The organism is Roseateles agri (genome assembly GCF_034043675.1).
Taxonomy (GTDB): Bacteria; Pseudomonadota; Gammaproteobacteria; order Burkholderiales; family Burkholderiaceae_C; genus KK5.
Genome location: NZ_JAXCLA010000012.1, coordinates 31,166 through 49,370, shown reverse-complemented (window position 1 = coordinate 49,370; position 18,205 = coordinate 31,166). Strand labels below are relative to the sequence as shown.

Genomic DNA, 18,205 nt, shown 5'->3' with positions numbered 1-18,205 from the left:
TCAATCAAGGCAGGGCCAGGGCGATCGGGTCGCGCAAGGCGGCCGCCAGCGCGCGCAGACGCTCGGCGGACAGCGCCCCGGCCCGGTCGCCGTCGCAGACCGCGCTGCGAAAACCCGCGAAATCCGGCGCCAGCGCCTGCAGCCGCGGCAGGTCCGCCAGGCGCAGCGCGCCGGCCAGGCCGACCAGCTTGCCGGCCCGGCGCACCTCGCCGACGAAGCGGCGCAGCTCAGCCTCAGGGCAGGCATCGAAGAGGCTGCCGGCGCGCTTGTCGGCCGTGTCCGCCATCACGGCGGGGAAGGCCGCGGTGCCGCAGGCCTGGCGCAACAGCGTGGGGTCGACGCCACGGTCGGCGATGAACACCGGCACGATGGCGGCGCCGCAGCGCGCCAGCATCGCCAGCAACTCGGCCGCGCCGGGCGCCGCCTCGATGCCGACCTTGACGTAGTCGACGCCGCAGGCCGCCACCGCGCGCACCGCCGCGGCGATGCGTTCGATCTCGCCCATGCCGAGGTCGCCGATCGTCGCGCTGACCGGCAGCGGCGAGGCATCGGCCCGCAGCGCGCGGACGATGGCCGCGATCGTCTCCACGGCCAGGCCGCCGAGCGCGCCGTCGCGCGGCTCCTTCAGGTCGATGAAGTCGGCATCGGCCGCGGCCAGCCGCGCCTCGGCCACGCTGCGCACGCTGACCAGCATCTTCATGCGGCCGCACCCCGATGGCTGGCCACCGCTTCCAGCAGCCAGCCCCAGGCCTCCTGCTCCTCGGGGCCGGCGGTCTTGTCGACGGCGATCTGCAGGTAGCGCATCTCGCTGTCGATCTTCTCGGCCGGCAGCATGCGCAGACGGCTGACCAGCACCGCGCCCTCGATCACCGCGGCCTGGGCGCGGTTGAAGCCGATGAACGGGGCGTGTGTTTCCTCGTGGACCGTGCGCATCACCAGCACCGGGCGCTGCGGATCGTCGCGCTGCTCGGCCAGCGCCAGCTCGACATGGCTCAACGCCTGCGCCAGGCGCTGGCCGGTGACGAGCTGCGCCGGCAGCAGCGGCCATTGCCGACGGCCGGTGACGGCACCCGCGAAGACGCGCGTGTCGACAAGGCGGTTCAGCACCGCATGGCCGGTGGCGAGCACGTTGTCCAGGCTCGTCGACGGCTTGAACGGCATCAGCAAGACCCGGCCCTCGGGCTGGTAGCGGATGCCCATCGGGGCGATGTGCGGCACGCCGGCCGATGAGACCGTCGTGATGACGACTTCGAAGATTTGATCGTTGTTCATTTGTTTCTCGCCTGGCCCGTCACCATCGTGCTGCCGGGTGCGCACCAACCCTGCAGGTCCACCGCCGTCGTCTCGACGGCGCAGCCCCAGTCCAGCGGCTGGTCCTGCACGTAGCGCTTGCCGAGCTTCCAGGCGATCTCGGCATGGGCCAGCTCCACGCCCATGTAGAAGGCATGGGCGGCGTCGTTCTCCAGGCCCAGTTGCGGCCACAGCTCGAAGGCACCCTGGCCCAGGCGCAGGCCGTCACGGTTGTAGACGTGCAGGCCGCGCGGCGAGACCTGCACGCGGAAGTTCGGGTCGCGCACCTCCGCCGCCGTGGTGGCGATCTCGTCCGGCGTGTCGGTGAAGGGCTGCTTGGCATGGACCGTCATCAGCGCATCGCTGATGCCCTTGGGCAGGCTGCCCTGCCTGGTCGCGGCATGCATGATGCGGCGCGCCCAGTCGGCCTCGCGCACCGCGCGGCGGGCATGCAGGCTGACCTGCGTCGTCAGCACCGCGGCCACGTCCAGCTCGGCGCAGATGCCGAACAGCAGCGCGTTGATGCCGCTGGTGTCGGCCTCGGTCAGCTCGGTGACGTTGCCGACGCCCATCATGATCGGCACGTCGGCGAAGCGCTGGCGCAGCCGGTGGTAGCGGACGATGGAGGCGGTGAAGCCGAAGGGGATCGGGTCGAGGATCGGATCGGCGAGGAAGGGCAGGCCCCAGGCGCGCATCTGCTCGATCGCCTCGGCCAGCGATTCCTCGTCGCTGGGCACGCGCGGGATCAGCACCGGCACGGCGGCCACCTCGCGGGCCAGCCACAGGGTGTCGGCGTTCAGGCTCAGCAGGTAGTCGGCGCCGGCCCGGCCGCCGCGCAGCAGCTCGTCCGTGTCGACCGAATCGACGCTGACGGTGAAGCCCTCGGCCTTCAGCGCCTTGACGCAGTCTTCGAGCTGCGGGAACGGGGTGGCGGGCAGGCAGCCGATGTCGATCACGTTGGCGCCGTCGGCGGCATGGGCGCGCGCGCGGGTCAGCAACTGCTCGATGCTGAGCCGCGGCGCGTCGACGATCTCCGCGAAGATCTTCACCGCGTAGGCGTTCAGGTCCACCGGCTTGGCCGCCTGCTTGAAGAAGCGCGGCAGGTCTTTCACCTCCTCGGGACCGCGCTGGACCGGGATGCCGTAGTGCGCGCTCAAGCCCTCGATGTCGCCACGGCAGCGACCGGGCACCAGGATGCGGTCACCCTGCACCGGCGCGGGCAGGCGGCGCTGGATCATCTCCGCCGTCATCAGGCCCGCCACCTGCAGGCCGAGGTCGCGCACCTCCCAGCTGAACGCTTGCGGCGCCATGCCCTCCAGCACGCGCCGCAGCGCGGGCTCGGCCAGGTGGCCGGTCAGGAAGACGATGTGTTCCATCGCAGGGACAGCTCCTTCAGGCGCGCGTCGAGCGCCCCTTCCAGTTCCGAAGGAGAACACACCACCTGGCAATGATCGATCTGTCGAAGGCGTTCCACGTTTTCCAATTCGATGCGCCGCGGCCGCAGCGTGACCCAGTCGTGCGGCGCCTTGGTGACGACGACCGGTTCGGTATCGCATGCAAAGACGATGCCGGGGATGGAAAGCTTGCCGGCCTGCGCGAACATGTTCGTCGCCAGCGTGTCGCTGAAGCCGTAGGCGCACTTGGCCACCGTGTTGCTGGTGGCCGGCGCGATCAGCACCGTGTGATAGACCTCGCTGTACAGCATGCCCACCGGCACGCCGCTGGCCGTCTTGTCGCGGAAGATCCGCGGAAAGCGCTCGCGCAGCTTCTCCAGCGGCAGCTTGTAGATGGCCAGCACCTCTTCGCCAGCGGCGCTGAGGAACAGGTCCACATCCGGCAGCCGCGCCGCGATCTCCAGCGATTCGTCCAGGAAATGCCCGGAGCCGGTGATGCACCAGGCGAAGCGCGAGCGCGGCGCGGCGCCCGCCAGCGCCTCGTCTTCCTCAGTCGGGGTGGCTGATCTCAATGTGCAGCTTGTGAAGTTTGCGGTACAGCGTGTTGCGGCTGACCTCCAGGGCCTTGGCGACGTTGCTGACGTTCCAGCGGTGGTGCTCCAGCATCTGCAGCAGCACCTGACGTTCGTTGGCCTGGATCAGGTTGAGCTTGGGTGCGGCGGCGGTGGCCTGTTCTTCGGCCTCCTGCGCCTCCGCGGCAGGTGCCGCGGCCGCGGGCAGGGCCGGCACCAGCGGCGCCGGGGCGATGCCTTCGGCCTGCAGCGAGGGCAGGTTGTCGCAGACGATCATGCGCCCGTCGGCCAGCGCCGCGGCGGTGCGCAGCACGTGGCGCAGTTGGCGGATGTTGCCGGGCCAGGAATAGGCCATCAGCATGCGCTCGGCCTCCGGGCTCAGGCTGATGCCGGCACCGGCTTCGGCCTCCAGCACGCCCTGGATGATGTCGCGCTTGTCGGCCCGCTCGCGCAGCGCCGGCAGCGCCAGCTCGATGCCGGCCAGGCGGTAGTACAGGTCCTCGCGGAAGCGGCCTTCGCGCACCAGCTCCGGCAGGCGCTGGTGGCTGGCGCTGATCAACTGGAAGTCGACCGGGTGCGTGTCCTCGGTGCCCAGCGGCGTGACCTGGCGCTCGTCCAGCACGCGCAGCAGGCGCGCCTGCAGGTCCAGCGGCATGTCGGCGATCTCATCCAGGAACAGGGTGCCGCCGTCCGCTTGCAGGATCTTGCCGCGCCGGCCGGTGCGCTGCGCGCCGGTGAAGGCACCGGCCCGGTAGCCGAACAGCTCGGACTCGATCAAGGTCTCCGGCAGGCTGGCGCAGTTGATCGCGACGAAGGCGCCGCTGGCGTGCGGCGAGCCCTCGTGCACGGCACGGGCGAACACCTCCTTGCCGGCACCCGTCTCGCCGGACAGCAGCACCGGCGTCTGGCGGGCAATCACACGGCGGGCGGTGGCGAGATGGGCCGTCAGCCGCGCGTCCTTGAAGGTGGGTTCGGCCGCGGCGCGCACCGCGGCCAGCCGGGTGGCCGAGCGGGCGGCCGGCGTGGCGGAAACGGTGCCGGGGGTCGGCACGTGGGTCACGCTCGGCACATTGGTGCGCGGCACCACCGCATCGGTGGCCGGCCGGCGCGCCACGGCGAAGTAGCGCAGCGCCGCATTGGCGCGGAAGGTCACGACCGGATGGAAGGACGATTGGCTGCTGCGCTGCAGCATGTCTTCCAGCGAACTCTGGAACAGGTCCTCGACGCGGCGCGTGCGGATCTCGTCGATCGTCTGCAGGCCCAGCTGGAACAGCGCGCTGCGGTTGGCGGCGAGGATGCTGCCGTCGCCGTCGACGGCCAGCCGGCCTTCGTGCAAGGTGTAGACGAACTCGGGGCGGCTGTGGAAGTGCACCGGGTAGGCGTCGCGGAAGCGGCGGTCGATCAGGCGGTTCTCGATCATCCGCGCCGTCATGCCCAGCAGCACCAGCAGATGCTGCTGCATCATGCTGGAGCGGCTCGTCACGTCGAGCACCGCGGCGATATTGCCCGAGGGGTCGAACACCGGCACGGCCGAGCAGGTCAGGCCGGTGAACTGGGTGAAGAAGTGATCCTCGCGCCTCACCGAGATCGGCGCGGCGGCGGCCAAGCAGGTGCCCATGCCGTTGGTGCCGGCATCGACCTCGCTCCACTTGCCGCCGGCGCGCAGGCCCAGCGGGCCCATCTCGGCGCCGAACTCGGTGGAGCTGACCATGTGGACGATGACACCGTCGGTGTCGGTGAGCACGACGGCGGACTCGGAATCGCCCAGCTGCTGGTACAGCGAGGTCATCTCGTAACGGGCGCAGTCGATCACGTCAGCATGGCGCTCGCGCCGCGCTTCCAGATCCTGGCGGCTGACGAAGGCGGGCTCGTGCAGCTTGTCCGGGTGCAGCCGGTACTCGTTGAGGCAGCGGCTCCAGGAGCGCGCGACGATGTCGTTGGCCTCCTCGTGCAGCCCGCTGCGCACGACGTCCAGCACATGATCGGCATGCCGATCGCCACCGCGATCCCCACCGCTATTGCGCAGCGCAAGTGTCATTCATGTCTCCTGATGGATCCTGTGCGATCTTCTTGTGCTCTCGTCGTCGCATCACCCGAGGGTGTCGCGGCGCGGAAATCTGATTCTGGGGCGATTGCAAGGGCTTTGCACCCGGTTAAACGCGCAGTTACACGACGCTGTGCGCTGGGCGTGTTTATTGCAACCTGGGCGCAACATCGCAACCCTCTGCCGCACGCCCATGATCGCCGTCCCCCTGCCCCGCGCCGCCGCGCAAGCCGATGCCGCGGCCACGCCGCTCGACCTGATCTTCATCGAAGGCCTGCGCGCCCAGACGGTGATCGGCATCTTCGACGACGAGCTGCACGCGCCGCAGCCGCTGGTGATCGATGTGCAGGCCGGCGTGCCGCGCGCCCGCGCCTGCGACACCGACCGCATCGGCGACACGATCGACTACGGCCGCGTGCGCGAACGCCTGCTGCGGCTGCTGGCCGAGCACCGGCTGCAGTTGCTGGAGGCGCTGGCCGAGACGATCGCCAGCGACATCCTGATCGGCGAGTTCGGCGCGCGCTGGGCCCGCGTCAAGGTGGTGAAGCCGCGCAAGTTCGACGACGTCGAAGCGGTGGGCGTGCAGATCGAGCGCAGCGCGCCGGCATCGGCCACGCAGTCCGCGACGATCCTGCAGCTGCTGGGCTCCGGCCTCTGCCCAGAACGATAAATCCGGAGGCGATAAAAAAGGCCGGCACCCCTGCCGGCCTTACCCCCGGAGAGACAAACAGTGCTGGCTGTCAGGCCGCCGCGAACGGATGCGGCGACGAGCCCTTCTTGGCCACGACCTCGGCAGCCGTCGGCGTGCCGGACACGGCGCGCTTGATCGACTCCTTGGTGGCGCGGTAGTTGTAGTCCTGGATCTTGGCGTCGTCTTCGGCCAGCCAGTGGATGAACACGCCGACGCAGATGAACAGGTTGTCGGCCTCGTCGGCCGGGATCGTGCCGTCTTCGACACAGTCCGCCACGGCCATGGCCACCGCGCGCTGCGCCGGGCCGAACATCTGCACCGCCTGCTTGGCGCCCTTGATCGTGACCTTGTTGAACATCACGGTAGCCGGCTTGGTCAGCAGGTTCGGCGCGACCACGGCCAGCAGCGAGGTGAAGCCGTCCTTGTTGTTGGTCAGCGCATTCGCGAACGCCGACTCGACCGGGCTGCCGCGCGGCCCGATCAGCAGGTCAATGTGAGCCACCTCGTTGCCGTCGCCGACCAGCGACTCGCCAACCAGCATGCGATCGATCTTTGCCATGATTTCCACGTCTCCTTGCGTATCTGATGAGGGATCGAACCACCGGCGGTTCAAACGGCCGGCGCAAGGGGGGAGTTATCACGATCCGTGCCACCCGCCCGGAGAAAGGACAGCATCAGCGTCGCCACGGTCAGATCGGCCGTCGTGCCGGGATTGATGCCCCGGGATTTCAGCGCTTCGTCCCAGGCGGCGAACTCGGGCGACCCGTCCAGCGCCTCGCCGGCCGCCGCGCGGGCGCGCCAGCGCTGCGCCACGGCCATGACAGTCTGTGCGACGGCGATGCCGTGTTTTCGAACAATGTGTGAATCGGGAAATGTGCCGAGCCAGTCGAGGTAGACGGCCTGCACCGCGGCCTCCGGGCGGCCCTCGGGCGGCGCCGGCGGCACGCGCGCGAAGACGTCCGCATAGCCGTCGCGGTACTGGCGCGCGATCAGGTCGCGATCGGCCGCCAGCGCCATTCCCGCGCGCAGGCCGACGCCGGGCTCGGCATGGACGTCCTCCGCCTCGGCCGAGCCGAGCCCGCCGGGATTGGCCTGCGCGATGCCGCGGTAGGCCGCGCGGGCATCGTCCAGATCCAGCATGGACAGTACCGCCTCCAGCGCGGCCGGCGTCGCCTCGCCATGCCGCTCGACGGCCACCGCCAGCGGCGCGCAGAGCAGCACGATGCCCAGGTTGGTATTGCAGCCGGCGGCAGCCCAGCTGGCGCGCACCGCACCTTCGATCCGCTCGCCGACGCCGGAACCCCGCTCGAACAGCGGCCCGGCCGCCGCCTGCGCGCTGTCCAGGAACTGCTGCGCCTGCATCCGGTGGCCGGCGGAGTGAACGCTGACGTTGCCCGGCTTGCGCACCGCGACGTCCAGGGTGCAGGCGCGCAGGAAGGCATCGCGAGCGTTCATCGCGTGTTCATGCCATGCGCGCGGGCGCCAGGCCGGCGAGCTTGCGATCCAGCAGGTCGTCGACGATCGCCTGCGCGATGTTGAAGCCGGTCACCCGCTGCAGTCCCTGCCAGGCGGCCACGCCGTTGACCTCGATCACCTGGATGGCACCGCCTGCCGCAGGCATCAGGTCGACGCCGGCGTAGTCCATGTCCAGCGCGGCGGCCGCGGCCTCGGCTCGCTGCGCCAGCGCTTGTGTCAGCGGCGCCGGCTGGCAGCGCGCGCCCTGCGCGACGTTGTGCACCCAGTGCGCGCTGACGCGCCGCATCGCCGTCACCGCCCGCCCGCCGACGACCAGCACGCGCCAGTCGTAGCCCGGCTCGGTGGCCGGCGGGATGAAGCGCTGCAGGTAGGCGAGGCCACCATAGCCTTTGCTCAGATCCGGCAGCGGGTGGTGGACGCCATCGACCTGGCCGATCAGCTGCAGCCCCTTGCCCTGCGAGCCGAACAGCGGCTTCAGCACCAGCGCGTGGCCGGCGGCGCTCTCGCGCATCACGATGCGTTGCGCCTGGGCCGGCGACTCGGTGGCCCAGGTCGGCGGCGTCGGCACGCCGGCCGCGTGCAGCAGCAGGCTGGTCATCGACTTGTCGACGCTGCGCTCGATCGCCCGCGCGTCGTTGTAGACCGGCACGCCCAGCTCGCGCAGCGCATGCAGCACGCCCAGGCGCTTGGTCACCTGCTCGAAGCTGCCGCCGGCGATGCCGCGCACCAGCGCCGCCGCCGGTAGCTCGCGGCCGAAGCCGGGGATGGCCAGGCCGTGCCAGGCCGCCGTGGTGTCGATGTGGCAATCGGCCAGGTCGATGCAGCGCCCGACCGCACCGCGCGCGCGCAGCGCCGCCTGCAGCTGGCGGGTGTGCCAGCCGGTCTCGTCAGTGAAGATCGCGATCCTCATCAAGCCTCTTCCAGCCAGAGTCCGCGCAGCAAGGCCACGTCGAGCCGGCCGGCATGCCAGGTCCGCCCGCTGTCCAGGTTGCTGACCCACACCTCGGCCGGCGCGAACAGGCCGCCATCGATCTTGTAGAAGTCGTAGCCAGCGTCCTTGAAGATCTCGGCGAAGGAGCGGCCGTGGTCGGGCGAGTTGGTCGAAGGAAGATTCCGCGCCAACGCCTGCGCGGCCTCGTCCTCGCCACGCACCGTCAGATGGACACGGCCGCCATAGAGGATCGCGTCGTTCGTGCGGCCCATGGCCACGCCGCCGTCCGGGCTCGGTGCGGGCAGCGGCGCGCTGGCCACGCCTTCGACGATGCGGTGCAGGTCGAAGCCCAGGGTGTGAGCCTTGTGCAGCGCCGTCTCCAGCACGCGGCCGACGATCTGCGCCGTGCCGGCGAGGCTGGTCGTCGGCGTCAGGACCACGGTCAGACCCTCGGGCGCGAGGCCGCAGTCGTGCAGCAGTTTGTTCAGGATCACCGGTGGTGGGAAGCGGTCCACCTCCATCACGAGAACGCCGCGGTCGGCCCGGTCGCGGTAGCCCAGCTCGGTGAACAGCGCCTCCTTGGCGGCCAGCGCGCGGGCCGGGCCGGAGCCCAGCGAGAAGAACTTCTTGCCGCCCGTTTCCTCCTTGCTGGCGGCGAGACTCCAGCCGGCGTACTGGCTGGCCAGGCAGGCCGTCACTGGCTGCGAGCTGCGCACCTCGATCCAGGTCGGCCAGCCCGTCTCGGCACCCGCGGCATGCAGGCCGGCATGGCCGAGCCCGCCCATGCAGATCTCGGCGATCAGCAGGCCGGCGGCGGTGCTGCCGCGCACCTCGATGCCGGCATCGACGATCGTCACGCCGGTGGCCTCATCGCGCCGGACGGCGACTTCCAGTGCGTCGGCCTCCGCGATCAGGCGTTCGACCGCGTGACGCGCGCCAGCATTGACGCTGAGCTTCTCAGACATGGGACTTCTCCAGGGAATCGAGCAAGGCTTCGCGCGCCGCGGCCAGCTTCGCGCGCACGGCCGCCGCATCGGGTCCGGCGGCCGAGACGCTGCAGACCGGATCGCCGGCCGCGTAGCGCGTGCCCGGCTGCGGCACATCATGGACGCCGGGCTTGGCCAGGCTGCGCGTGATCTCGCCGGCACGGCGGGCGAAGACGGTCTCCAGGCCGCGCACTTCGCCGTTGGCGGGATAGAGCGCCATGCTGGCCGGCGGCCGCGCGTTCACTTCCAGCGCGCTCAGCGAGGCCTCGCCGGTGCGGATGAAATCGAGGCTGCACGGGCCGCGCAGCCGGAAACTCTCCGTCAGCCGCTGGACGATGCCGTCGATCTTGCGCGTTAGCGCCGGCGGCACCGGCACAGGGCCGATCACGCCGCGAAAGGCAAAGGAGCCCGGCGCGAGGATCATCTCGTTGACCCCAAGCACGGTGGCGCAGCGCCCGTCGGCCTCGAAGGTGGCGGACATCGCCGGGCCGGCGACCTCCTGCTGGAAGTAGTGGTGCGGCGAGGGCTGGCGCGCGCCGGCCGCCACACGCTCCACGTGCGTGCCACCGCAGGCCCAGGCGTTCTTGCGCAGCCAGGGCCGGCCGTCGCGCGGCACCTCCACGCCCCAGCGCGGATGCTCGATGTCGCAGGCGGTCAGCAGGCCGAAGAACAGCGCCGGCTCGCGGATGCGGGCGGCATCTTCGGGTGCCGTGCCGAGCAGGGGGCACAGCGCCGCGGCCCGCGCCAAGAGTGCCGGCTGGGCCTCGAAGCCGCTGCCGGCGATCCAGGCCTGCGCGCCGCTGCCCTGCAGCGCATCGAGCAGCCGCGCGCCGTCGATGCGCAACTCGGCCGGCTCGCCGATGCCGTGCCATTCGACGGCGGCGGCGCGGGTGTCCAGGTCGCCGAACAGGTCCAGCGCGACCACCTCATGCCCCGCACGCGCCGCGGCCTCGGCCATCAGGCGCGCCGACAGGCCGGCGACGGCGATGCGCATCAGCCGGCGGCCTTCGCGGCCTGTTCAGCCAGATAGGCCCGCGCGGTCTCGAAGGCATCGCCGAAGCTCAGGCTGACGGCCTTCTCCGACTCGCGCATGCGCACCAGCAGCCGGTGCTGGGTCTGGTACTTGACGTTGCCGATCGCCAGCGCGCCGATGCCCACCGCACCCTGCGTGCCGGCCACCGGCTTGCCGTCGTCCATCACGCCGACGCCGGCGAAGCCTTCCGGCGCGACCGCGTTGACGTCGGCCGCCACCTTGACCTTGGGCGCGAAGGGCAGGTCGTCCGGCGCCACCACCTGCACACCCGCGGCGGCGCAGGTCAGCACCACGTCCGCCTCGGCCAGCGACTGGCGCACCAGCTCCTTGTTCTTGCCGGAGACGCCGTGCAGGGTCACGCCGAAGCGCGTGCCGGTCTCGTGCGCGCCTTCCTCGGCCAGGTCCACGCCGCTGCGGCTGGACAGGCTCACCTGCGCGCCCGCCTGCGCGGCCAGCACGCCGGCGATGCGCCCGACCGGGCCCAGGCCGCCCATCACCAGCACGCGCAGGCCGTCCAGCCCGCACTGGTGGTGCTTCTTCAGCGCGGCCTCGACGCAGGCGACCATGGCGGCGGCGGTCGTGTAGGCGCCGCTGGGGTCGGCCATCAGCGAGACGACGAAGGGCTTGAACATCGCCGCGGCGGACTGCTTCAGCATGTCGGCGGCCAGCAGCGCGTCGCGACCGCCGATGAAGATGCCGGTGCGCGTCACGCCCTTGGGGCCGCGGGAAAAGATCGCGTCCTGCGTCAGCGCGGTGACGTTGGCCAGGTCGACCTCGCAATAGGGCGCCAGCACCTGGTAGCCGGCGTCGGCAGCCATGTTGACGTCGAAGGGGCTCATCTGCTTGCCCGGGGTGAACATGTGGAGGATGTAAGGGCGTTCCATGGGGATAGTCATTCGATGAGGCAAGGAGTGGATTCGGTCACCAGCGCGCCGCGGTTCAGGCCGCGCACGATGCGCACGCTGGCGCCGGCCGGCAGCAGCGCCTGGACGCCCTCCGCCAGCGCCTCGGCCCGCGCGAGTGAGGACACGATCGCGAAGCCGGTCGGCCCCCAGGAGCTCTGGCCGATGGCGGCCTCGCCACCGCTGGCGTCGTGCAGCCAGGCGATGGCGCGCTCCACCGCCGGGCTCGTGTAGGCGCTGCCGCCCTGGGCCGGCGCGAAGTGGTCGCCCAGCAGTTGCTGGACGCGGTTGACGCCGGCCGCGAAGGGCGCGAACTCGGCGCCGGCCGCCGCCGGCAGCACGCGCATCAGCACCTGGTGGCAGATGTCGGCGGAGAGCGCCTCGGGGAACGGCGGCAGCGCGGCGATGGCCTGCTTCTCCTGCGCGCCGGAGAGGCCGCGGCGCCGCTCGTCCTGCACGACCAGCACGCGCCAGGCCTCCGGGAAGGCGATGCGCGACAGCAGCGGTGCCGGCCGGCCGTCGGCACCGGGGCCGCCGTCCATCAGCAGGCCGCCCTGGTCGAAGCCGGCGATGCCGATGCCCGAGCGCAGGCCGCGCGCCAGCCAGTGCGCCAGGGTCAGGCTGGACAGATCCAGCCGGTGCCAGCGCGCGAAGGCCCGGCCCAGCGCCAACGCCAGCTGCGTGCCGGAGCCGAAGCCGGCATGCGGCGGCAGCACCCGCTTGAGCGTCACGCGCAGCGGCGCCAGGCAGCCGGTGTGCTCGCGCAGCAGCGCCAGGTAGCGGGCGGCGCGCTCCAGCTCGGCCTCGGCGGCCGCGTCTGCGGCCCGCCACTCGTCGGCGCCCGCGCCCGCCAGCTCCACCTCGGTCTCGAAGCCGTCGATCACCAGGCCCAGGCTGCCGAAGCGCCGGCCCAGGGTGCCGGCCGGGTCCAGGAAGCCCAGGTGCAGGCGGCCCGGGGCGCGGATGCCGATGGCGCGGTCGTCGGAGGTTGCCGTTGTCATGACTCGGGATAAAGCAAGGCGCGTTCCGCCTGCACGGGCGCCCGAATGTCCCGGACGGGGGACACTGTGTTCAGTCGTATTTGACGTACTTGAAGCGCGGGTCGTCGGGCGTGCCCTCCAGCGCCGCGCCCTCCACCGCGCCGGGCCGCCACATCACCACCTCCTCGATCTTCGCGGCCAGCGCGAAGTCCTTCTCGGTGATGCCCTTGGCGGCGTGGTTCATCAGCTTGACGGTGACGAAGGCGTAGGAGACGGTCAGATCCGGGTGGTGCCAGGCCGCCTCGGCCAGGTGGCCGACCGTGTTGACGACCATCAGCGTGCCCTTCCAGCCGCTGGTCTTGTACTTGCGGCGGATCCAGCCATCCTCCAGGTACCAGTGCGGCAGCTCGTCCTTCAGCCGCGCCTCGATCTCCTCGGCCGCGTAGACCTCGTCGGCGGTCGACTTCCTTCGCCATTGGCTCATCGTCGTCTCCTGATGGCTAAACCGGTGACCATCATCGCCACGAACGTGCCGGCGCCCTCCGTCCACAGCAACAGCCCCAGCGCCAGCACGGCCAATGCCACCCGGCCGTCAGCCCGCGCGCTGACCGTCCGCGCCAGCGCCCGCGCGCGCAGCGCCTCGGACAGGCCCTCGGCGCTCTCCAGCCGGTGGAAGCCCAGGCCGCGCTCGTCGGCCAACAGGCGCAGGTAGGGTTCGCGCAGCGAGGACAGGTGCTCGCGGCCCGGCGTGGCGCCCAGCGCGGGCGCGGGTGCCGCAGCGCCGGCGTCGTCCACCAGTTGCTCGTTGCCGACGCTGGCGCCGCGGCCGCGGCTGCGCGGGTCGGTCTGCAGCACCTCGTCAGCCTTCCAGAAGCCCAGCGGCCGGCCCATCGGGTCCGTCTTGGGGATCGGCGAGGACTTGGACGGATCGCCGACGCCGACGATCAGCCCCGGGATCTCGCCTGGCTTGTCGTCGAAATGGGGCCGGTACTTGGGGTTCAGCGGCGGCGCCTCCTGGCCGTCGGTGATGAAGATGAGCGCCGGCTTCTCCGGCAGCGCACCGGCGATACCCAGGCCGCTGTGGATCGCCTTGGACACCTCGCTGTTGCCAGCCCAGGCCATCTGCACGTCGATGTGGTCCAGGGTCGCGCGCAGCTCGTTCAGGTTGCCGCAGACCTCGATCGGCGCCAGCAGCAGGAAGGAGCGGTACTCGGTGAACACGCCCCAGCCGACGCGCGAGCCGCAGGGCAGGTCCAGCAACGACTGCCGCAGCGCATGCTTGGCGAAGGCCAGGCGCGAGACGGGCTTGCCGTCGAGCACCCGGTCGGTGACGTTCATGCTCTGCGTGATGTCGAGCACGACGACCTCGTCGAACAGCGGCCGGCCCAGCGTCAGCCCCGGGTTCAGGAAGGTGGCGGCCAGCGCCAGCGCGGCGGCGGCCAGAAGCAGCGCATCGCGGCGCTCGCTCCAGAGGTGGGCCAGCCAGTTCACGGAAGACCTGGCGAGTAGCCGCGCATCGTCGTGGCCGCCCGTTCAGCGTCGCGCTTGGCGTCGGGCGCGGTGTCCTCGACTTCCTCGGGATCGGGCAGCAGGCGTTGGGCGCGTTCGAGGTTGTAGCGGGCGTCCCAGCGGCCGGGATCCTGGCGCAGCAGGTCGCGATAGGTTTCCTTGGCCAACTCGATCAGCGGGATCGCCTGGCCCGGCTGCGGGCCGGCGCGGATCTCCAGCGCCTGGTGCAGCAGCAGGTTGGCGCTGTTGTAGCGCGCCGCCTGGCCCAGCGGCGTGTCGCCCTGCAGCGCGCGGTACTGGTTCAGCGCCGGTTCGCGCTGCCCGGCGGCGGCCAGCGCATGGGCCTGGGCGAAGCGCAGCTCGGGCGGGGCATCGGCCGGCAGCGCGGCGGTGCCGGGCGCGGCGATCTGCGCGTTCAGCGCGTGCAGGCGCTGCAGTTGCACCAGCTCCCAGATCATGGCCAGGATCAGCAGCGCGAGCAGGGCCAGCACGACGCGCGTGCGGCGGCGGGTGGCGAAGTTCGTCGTGCTCATGCCCATCGGCGCAGCTCCATCATCCGTGCGCCGAGCAGCAGCAGCACGCACAGCAGCGCTGCGGCGTAGCCGTAGGGCGAGAGATCGCGGCGGGCCACGGTGTCGAGGTAGGTGATCGGCAGGTTCTCCATGCGGTTGACGTCCTCGATGGCTTTCTGCAGGTCCTGGTCGTTGTCGGCCTCGTAGGGGTGGTAGGGCGTGCCCAGCGATTCGAAGAAGCGGTGCAAGGTGTGCTCGGGCACCGTGTCGTCGTCGGCGTCGGTGTTCTCGGGCTCCAGGCCGGGGCTGTTGGCCGAGCGCAGGTAGAGCCAGTAGATGGCCACGCGCTGCTTGCGGGCGGCGTTGGCGATGTTCTCGCGCACATTGGGGTCGAGCCGGTCGCCGCCGTCGGACACCAGCATCACGATGCGCGAGCCGGTGTAGGGCCGGCCCTCGAAGTAGGACAGCGCCATCAGCAGCGCCAGGCCGATGTTCGTCTCCGACAGGCCGCGGCCGATATTGCCGGCGGCGATGGCGCCCTGGATGGCCTCGTTCTTCTGCGTGAAGTCCAGCACCCGCAGCGGCAGGGTGCTGAAGGCGATCATGCCGAAGCGGTCGTTGGGCCGGCCGGCGGTGAAGTCCGCGAGCAGCCGGCGCGCCACCTGGCCCTTGGGGTCGCGGTCGCGGTTGCCCTGCATGTGGACGTAGCGGTCCAGCGCCTCGGGCGTGACCTTCTCGGGCGTGCCGCCGGGCTTGCGGCCGGTGCCGGCGAAGCCCTGGTCCATGCTGCGACTGCGGTCCAGCACCAGCACGATTTCGGCACCACGGCCGACCTTCTCCACCGTGTACTCGGGCCAGTACGGCCCGGCCAGCACGAGGACCAGCAGCGCCAGTGCCAGCACCGCCGCGGCGCGCAGCCCGCGCTGCAGGTTCTCGGACGCGCGGTCGCGCGGCAGCAGCGCCACCCAGGCGTTCTTCAGCGGCCGGCCGGCGCGCGACCACAGCGGCAGCAGCGCCAGCGGCAGCAGCACCAGCACGGCGGGGCTGTCGAAGTGGAGCGGCGGCGGCATGTTCATCGTCAGGCGGCGCCGCGCTCGGCGTCGCGGCACTTGCGGCAGAACTGGCGCAGCCAGGGGCCGTCGTCCTGGCCCGGGCCGACCGCGAAGAAGGCCTGGCGCGAGCGCTGGAAGAACTCGGCCAGCTCCGCCTGCAGCGGCCGGTAGCGCGGCTGGGCGGCGACGAAGCGATCGACGCCTTGCGCAAACAGCACCTCGCCGGCCGTGCGGTTCAGCGCCTCGTGGACCAGCTGGAAGTCGCCGTGGGCGTCGCCGCGCAGCCGCTGCCAGGCCTGGCCGAAGGGCCGGCCGCGGCGCGCCCACCAGGGCGTCAGCAGGTACACATGGGCCAGGTAGGCGAGCAGCAGCAGCGCGGCGATGCCTTCCACCAGCAGGCGCTGCTGCGGCGGGCGCGTGTCGGCCGGCAAGGGCGCCTGGTCGGGCCGCAGCGGCCCGAGGCCCTGGCGCGATGGCGCCTCGACCGGCACCAGCGGCGAGACGGTGACCGGCCAGGCATCGATGCGCAGGTCCTGCGCGCGCGGCTGGCCGCTGAAGCGCAAGATGATCGGGGCGATCTCCAAGGTCTCGGTCTGCGGCGGCGACTTGAACAGCTGGTAGACGAAACGCAGCCGCAGGCCGTCGGCCGTGCTCTCGCGCTGCAGTTGCTGCAGCTCCAGTGCCGCGCCACGCTGGCCCGGCCGCGGCAGCGAGGCCTCGTCCAGCTTCAGGCCGGGCGGCACCTCGATCGTCAGCTCGCGCTCGATCCGGTCGCCGACGTAGTAGCCGAAGGCGCGCGGCTCCGTGCCGTGGGCGGAGAGCTGCTGCGCCTGCGCCGCCAGGGTGCCCCACAGCAACGCGAGCGCACAGACTCCGCTACGCATGGAAGTGCCTCGTCACGGCGTCGGCATCGAAGGCGCCCTCGACGAACAAGGGCCGTAGCCGCTGGGCGGCGAACACCGCCAGCAGGGCCTCGCGCCGCTGCGCCAGCTCACCCGCCCAGCGCTCGCGCAGCGCCGGCCGCCACCAGACCAGGCGCTGCCGGCCCGACTCCGGATCGGCCACCTGCGCCAGGCCGCGCTCGGCGCTCAGCGCGAACTCGCGCCGGTCCCACAGAACGACCGGCACCAGCTCGTGCGCGGAGAGGCCCACCAGCAGCCGTGACACTTCGTCCAGCGGCAGGTGGAAATCGGACAGCAGGAACACCAGCGTGCGGCGCTGCGGCAGGTAGCGATGCGCCTGGGCGAGACCCGCGGCCGAACGGCCCTCGGGGTCCAGCGTGCGCAGCCGGGCTGTCACCTCGCCGGCCGCGGCGCGACTGCGGCTCTGCGGCAGCAGCAGATCCTCGCGCACGCGCTCGTCGCAGCCGACGAAACCGAAGCTGTCGCCGGTGCGCCAGGCGGACCAGGCGAGGCTGTCGACGAAGTCAGCGACGACACCGAGCTTGGCGTCGAAGCCCATCGACGCGGACAGGTCGGCCAGCACCGCCACCGGAATCGCCTTGCGCTGGCTATAGATCCGCACCGACCAGTTGCCGAAAGGGTCGCGCAGGCTGGCGTGCAGGTCGAGCCGGCGCGGGTCCGGCGCGTCCAGCAGCGAGGCATGGCCACGGAACTCGAAGCCGCTGTCGCCGCGCCGGCTGCGGTGGTGGCCGGGGAAATGGCCCAGCGCCGGATTGCCGATCCGGTAGTGGATCTCGGGGATCATGGAGCTGCAACAGCGGACAGGATCGCCGCGATCAGCGGGCTGGAGACCTCCTGCCGGCGCATCTCGTAGACCGGCTGGTAGCAGAGCCGGTGCGCGATGGTCTCCGCGAACACGGCCTGCACGTCCTCGGGCGTGACGAAGGCGCGGCCGTCCAGCCAGGCGGCCGTGCGCGCGGCGCGCAGCAGATAGCTCATGCCGCGCGGGCTGGCGCCGGCCAGCATCAGCTGCGACACGTCCAGGCCCGACAGCGTGACGCCGAAGTCCTGCGGCGCGGCGGTGGCGCGCCACAGCTTCAGCGCGTAGTCCTTCAGCGCGTCACTGGCATCGACGCCGCGCTGGATCGCGTCGGCCGCGGCGTTCAGGCCGCGATGGTCGATCATGGCCGGCGCCAGCGTGCTCACCAGCCGGTCGGTGTCGTGGAAACGCGGGTTGAAGATCAGCTCGCGCCGGTCGGCCTCGGCGGCGGGCGCGTCGATGGTGATCTCCATCATGAAGCGGTCGCGCGCGGCGGACGAGATCTCGAAGGTCTCCTCGCGCTCCACGCGGTTGCGGTCCGCGAACACGATCAGGTGCGGGAAGCTGTACTCGCGGTTGAAGGCCGAGACGGTGCGCTCGGCCATCACCCGCAGCAGCAGCGAGTGCACCTGCGGCCGCGCGCGGTTGATCTCGTTGAAGAAGAAGATCGCCAGGTCCTCGCCGTGCCGGATCAGCGGGCCGTGCTCGACGGCGGGGCGGCCTTCCGCGCTGATGTAGGTGTAGTAGACGAGGTCGTTGGGCATCAGGTCGATCGTGCCCTCGGTGCGCGCGAAGTTGCCGCCGATCACCTGCGCGAAGGCACGCAGCAAGGTCGTCTTGCCGACGCCCACATCGCCCTGCAACAGCACATGGCCGCGCGCGAAGACAGCGAGGTTCACCAGCCGGATCACCCGCTGCTGACCGATCACCACCTTGCCCACTTCGCCTTCCAACGCCAGCGCGCGCTCGCGCCAATCGGTCAACAGCCGGTCCGTGCTCTCCATCCAGGTTGTCTCCGTGTGTGTCATGGCGCTCTGCGGCGCATCCGGCATGGATTGCAAGAACCACGCCGCCGCTGTTGGCCATCACCTTGCCCACGGCGTCGGCGAAC

Annotated in this window: 20 protein-coding genes; 1 reads left to right on the top strand and 19 read right to left on the bottom strand. The window is 71.3% G+C overall.

Annotation, left to right across the window (positions count from 1 at the left end; translation table 11 throughout):
* Window positions 1-4 precede the first annotated feature (4 nt).
* From SNE35_RS30205 to SNE35_RS30185, 5 genes are read right to left on the bottom strand one after another with little or no spacing between them, the layout of a single operon-like run.
* On the bottom strand, window positions 5-700 hold the full coding sequence (locus tag SNE35_RS30205; protein WP_320426783.1) for a (5-formylfuran-3-yl)methyl phosphate synthase: 696 nt from the start codon (window positions 698-700) through the stop codon (window positions 5-7).
* The gene (locus tag SNE35_RS30200; RefSeq protein WP_320426782.1) at window positions 697-1,272 is read right to left on the bottom strand and encodes a DUF447 domain-containing protein; all 576 of its coding nucleotides are present in this window, start codon (window positions 1,270-1,272) and stop codon (window positions 697-699) included. Before SNE35_RS30200 ends, SNE35_RS30205 begins: the two co-directional genes overlap by 4 nt.
* Window positions 1,269-2,666 carry a DUF6513 domain-containing protein gene (locus SNE35_RS30195; protein WP_320426781.1) on the bottom strand — a complete coding sequence of 466 codons (1,398 nt, stop codon included), beginning with the start codon at window positions 2,664-2,666 and terminating at the stop codon, window positions 1,269-1,271. Before SNE35_RS30195 ends, SNE35_RS30200 begins: the two co-directional genes overlap by 4 nt.
* Window positions 2,645-3,256, bottom strand: coding sequence for a flavoprotein (locus SNE35_RS30190; RefSeq protein WP_320426780.1), 612 nt, complete (start codon window positions 3,254-3,256; stop codon window positions 2,645-2,647). Before SNE35_RS30190 ends, SNE35_RS30195 begins: the two co-directional genes overlap by 22 nt.
* A complete protein-coding gene (locus SNE35_RS30185) occupies window positions 3,234-5,294 on the bottom strand; it encodes a sigma-54-dependent Fis family transcriptional regulator (RefSeq protein WP_320426779.1) in 2,061 nt (686 codons plus the stop codon). Before SNE35_RS30185 ends, SNE35_RS30190 begins: the two co-directional genes overlap by 23 nt.
* A gap of 199 nt (window positions 5,295-5,493) precedes the next feature.
* On the opposite strand from SNE35_RS30185, the gene SNE35_RS30180 reads away from it, so the two are divergent.
* On the top strand, window positions 5,494-5,970 hold the full coding sequence (locus SNE35_RS30180) for a dihydroneopterin aldolase (protein ID WP_320426778.1): 477 nt from the start codon (window positions 5,494-5,496) through the stop codon (window positions 5,968-5,970).
* A gap of 70 nt (window positions 5,971-6,040) precedes the next feature.
* On the opposite strand, the gene fae is transcribed toward SNE35_RS30180, so the two are convergent.
* The 14 genes from fae to SNE35_RS30110 form a co-directional block, all read right to left on the bottom strand.
* Window positions 6,041-6,550, bottom strand: a complete 510-nt coding sequence (gene fae / locus SNE35_RS30175) for a formaldehyde-activating enzyme (protein ID WP_320426777.1) — start codon at window positions 6,548-6,550, stop codon at window positions 6,041-6,043.
* A gap of 50 nt (window positions 6,551-6,600) precedes the next feature.
* Window positions 6,601-7,446, bottom strand: a complete 846-nt coding sequence (locus SNE35_RS30170) for a triphosphoribosyl-dephospho-CoA synthase (RefSeq protein WP_320426776.1) — start codon at window positions 7,444-7,446, stop codon at window positions 6,601-6,603.
* Between the two features lie 7 nt (window positions 7,447-7,453).
* Window positions 7,454-8,377 (bottom strand): ATP-grasp domain-containing protein, encoded by a 924-nt coding sequence (locus SNE35_RS30165; RefSeq protein ID WP_320426775.1) that lies wholly within the window; start codon window positions 8,375-8,377, stop codon window positions 7,454-7,456.
* Window positions 8,377-9,363, bottom strand: coding sequence for a methenyltetrahydromethanopterin cyclohydrolase (gene mch / locus SNE35_RS30160; RefSeq protein WP_320426774.1), 987 nt, complete (start codon window positions 9,361-9,363; stop codon window positions 8,377-8,379). Before mch ends, SNE35_RS30165 begins: the two co-directional genes overlap by 1 nt.
* Window positions 9,356-10,378 (bottom strand): ATP-grasp domain-containing protein, encoded by a 1,023-nt coding sequence (locus SNE35_RS30155; protein WP_320426773.1) that lies wholly within the window; start codon window positions 10,376-10,378, stop codon window positions 9,356-9,358. Before SNE35_RS30155 ends, mch begins: the two co-directional genes overlap by 8 nt.
* A complete protein-coding gene (locus SNE35_RS30150; RefSeq protein ID WP_320426772.1) occupies window positions 10,378-11,301 on the bottom strand; it encodes an NAD(P)-dependent methylenetetrahydromethanopterin dehydrogenase in 924 nt (307 codons plus the stop codon). The genes SNE35_RS30155 and SNE35_RS30150 overlap by 1 nt, the downstream gene beginning before the upstream one ends.
* A gap of 8 nt (window positions 11,302-11,309) precedes the next feature.
* Window positions 11,310-12,320: a beta-ribofuranosylaminobenzene 5'-phosphate synthase family protein gene (locus SNE35_RS30145; RefSeq protein WP_320426771.1), complete on the bottom strand. Its 1,011-nt coding sequence runs from the start codon at window positions 12,318-12,320 to the stop codon at window positions 11,310-11,312.
* 70 nt (window positions 12,321-12,390) lie between these two features.
* Window positions 12,391-12,783 carry a 4a-hydroxytetrahydrobiopterin dehydratase gene (locus SNE35_RS30140; protein ID WP_320426770.1) on the bottom strand — a complete coding sequence of 131 codons (393 nt, stop codon included), beginning with the start codon at window positions 12,781-12,783 and terminating at the stop codon, window positions 12,391-12,393.
* The gene (locus SNE35_RS30135) at window positions 12,780-13,790 is read right to left on the bottom strand and encodes a vWA domain-containing protein (RefSeq protein WP_320426769.1); all 1,011 of its coding nucleotides are present in this window, start codon (window positions 13,788-13,790) and stop codon (window positions 12,780-12,782) included. Before SNE35_RS30135 ends, SNE35_RS30140 begins: the two co-directional genes overlap by 4 nt.
* A complete protein-coding gene (locus SNE35_RS30130; protein ID WP_320426768.1) occupies window positions 13,787-14,341 on the bottom strand; it encodes an MxaK protein in 555 nt (184 codons plus the stop codon). The genes SNE35_RS30135 and SNE35_RS30130 overlap by 4 nt, the downstream gene beginning before the upstream one ends.
* Complete coding sequence (locus tag SNE35_RS30125) at window positions 14,338-15,390, bottom strand: vWA domain-containing protein (protein WP_320426767.1); 1,053 nt, start codon at window positions 15,388-15,390, stop codon at window positions 14,338-14,340. Before SNE35_RS30125 ends, SNE35_RS30130 begins: the two co-directional genes overlap by 4 nt.
* Before the next feature lie 8 nt (window positions 15,391-15,398).
* Complete coding sequence (locus tag SNE35_RS30120; protein WP_320426766.1) at window positions 15,399-16,256, bottom strand: hypothetical protein; 858 nt, start codon at window positions 16,254-16,256, stop codon at window positions 15,399-15,401.
* Window positions 16,249-17,079, bottom strand: coding sequence for a DUF58 domain-containing protein (locus SNE35_RS30115; protein WP_320426765.1), 831 nt, complete (start codon window positions 17,077-17,079; stop codon window positions 16,249-16,251). The genes SNE35_RS30120 and SNE35_RS30115 overlap by 8 nt, the downstream gene beginning before the upstream one ends.
* Window positions 17,076-18,098: an AAA family ATPase gene (locus tag SNE35_RS30110; protein WP_320426764.1), complete on the bottom strand. Its 1,023-nt coding sequence runs from the start codon at window positions 18,096-18,098 to the stop codon at window positions 17,076-17,078. The genes SNE35_RS30115 and SNE35_RS30110 overlap by 4 nt, the downstream gene beginning before the upstream one ends.
* Window positions 18,099-18,205: the final 107 nt, after the last annotated feature.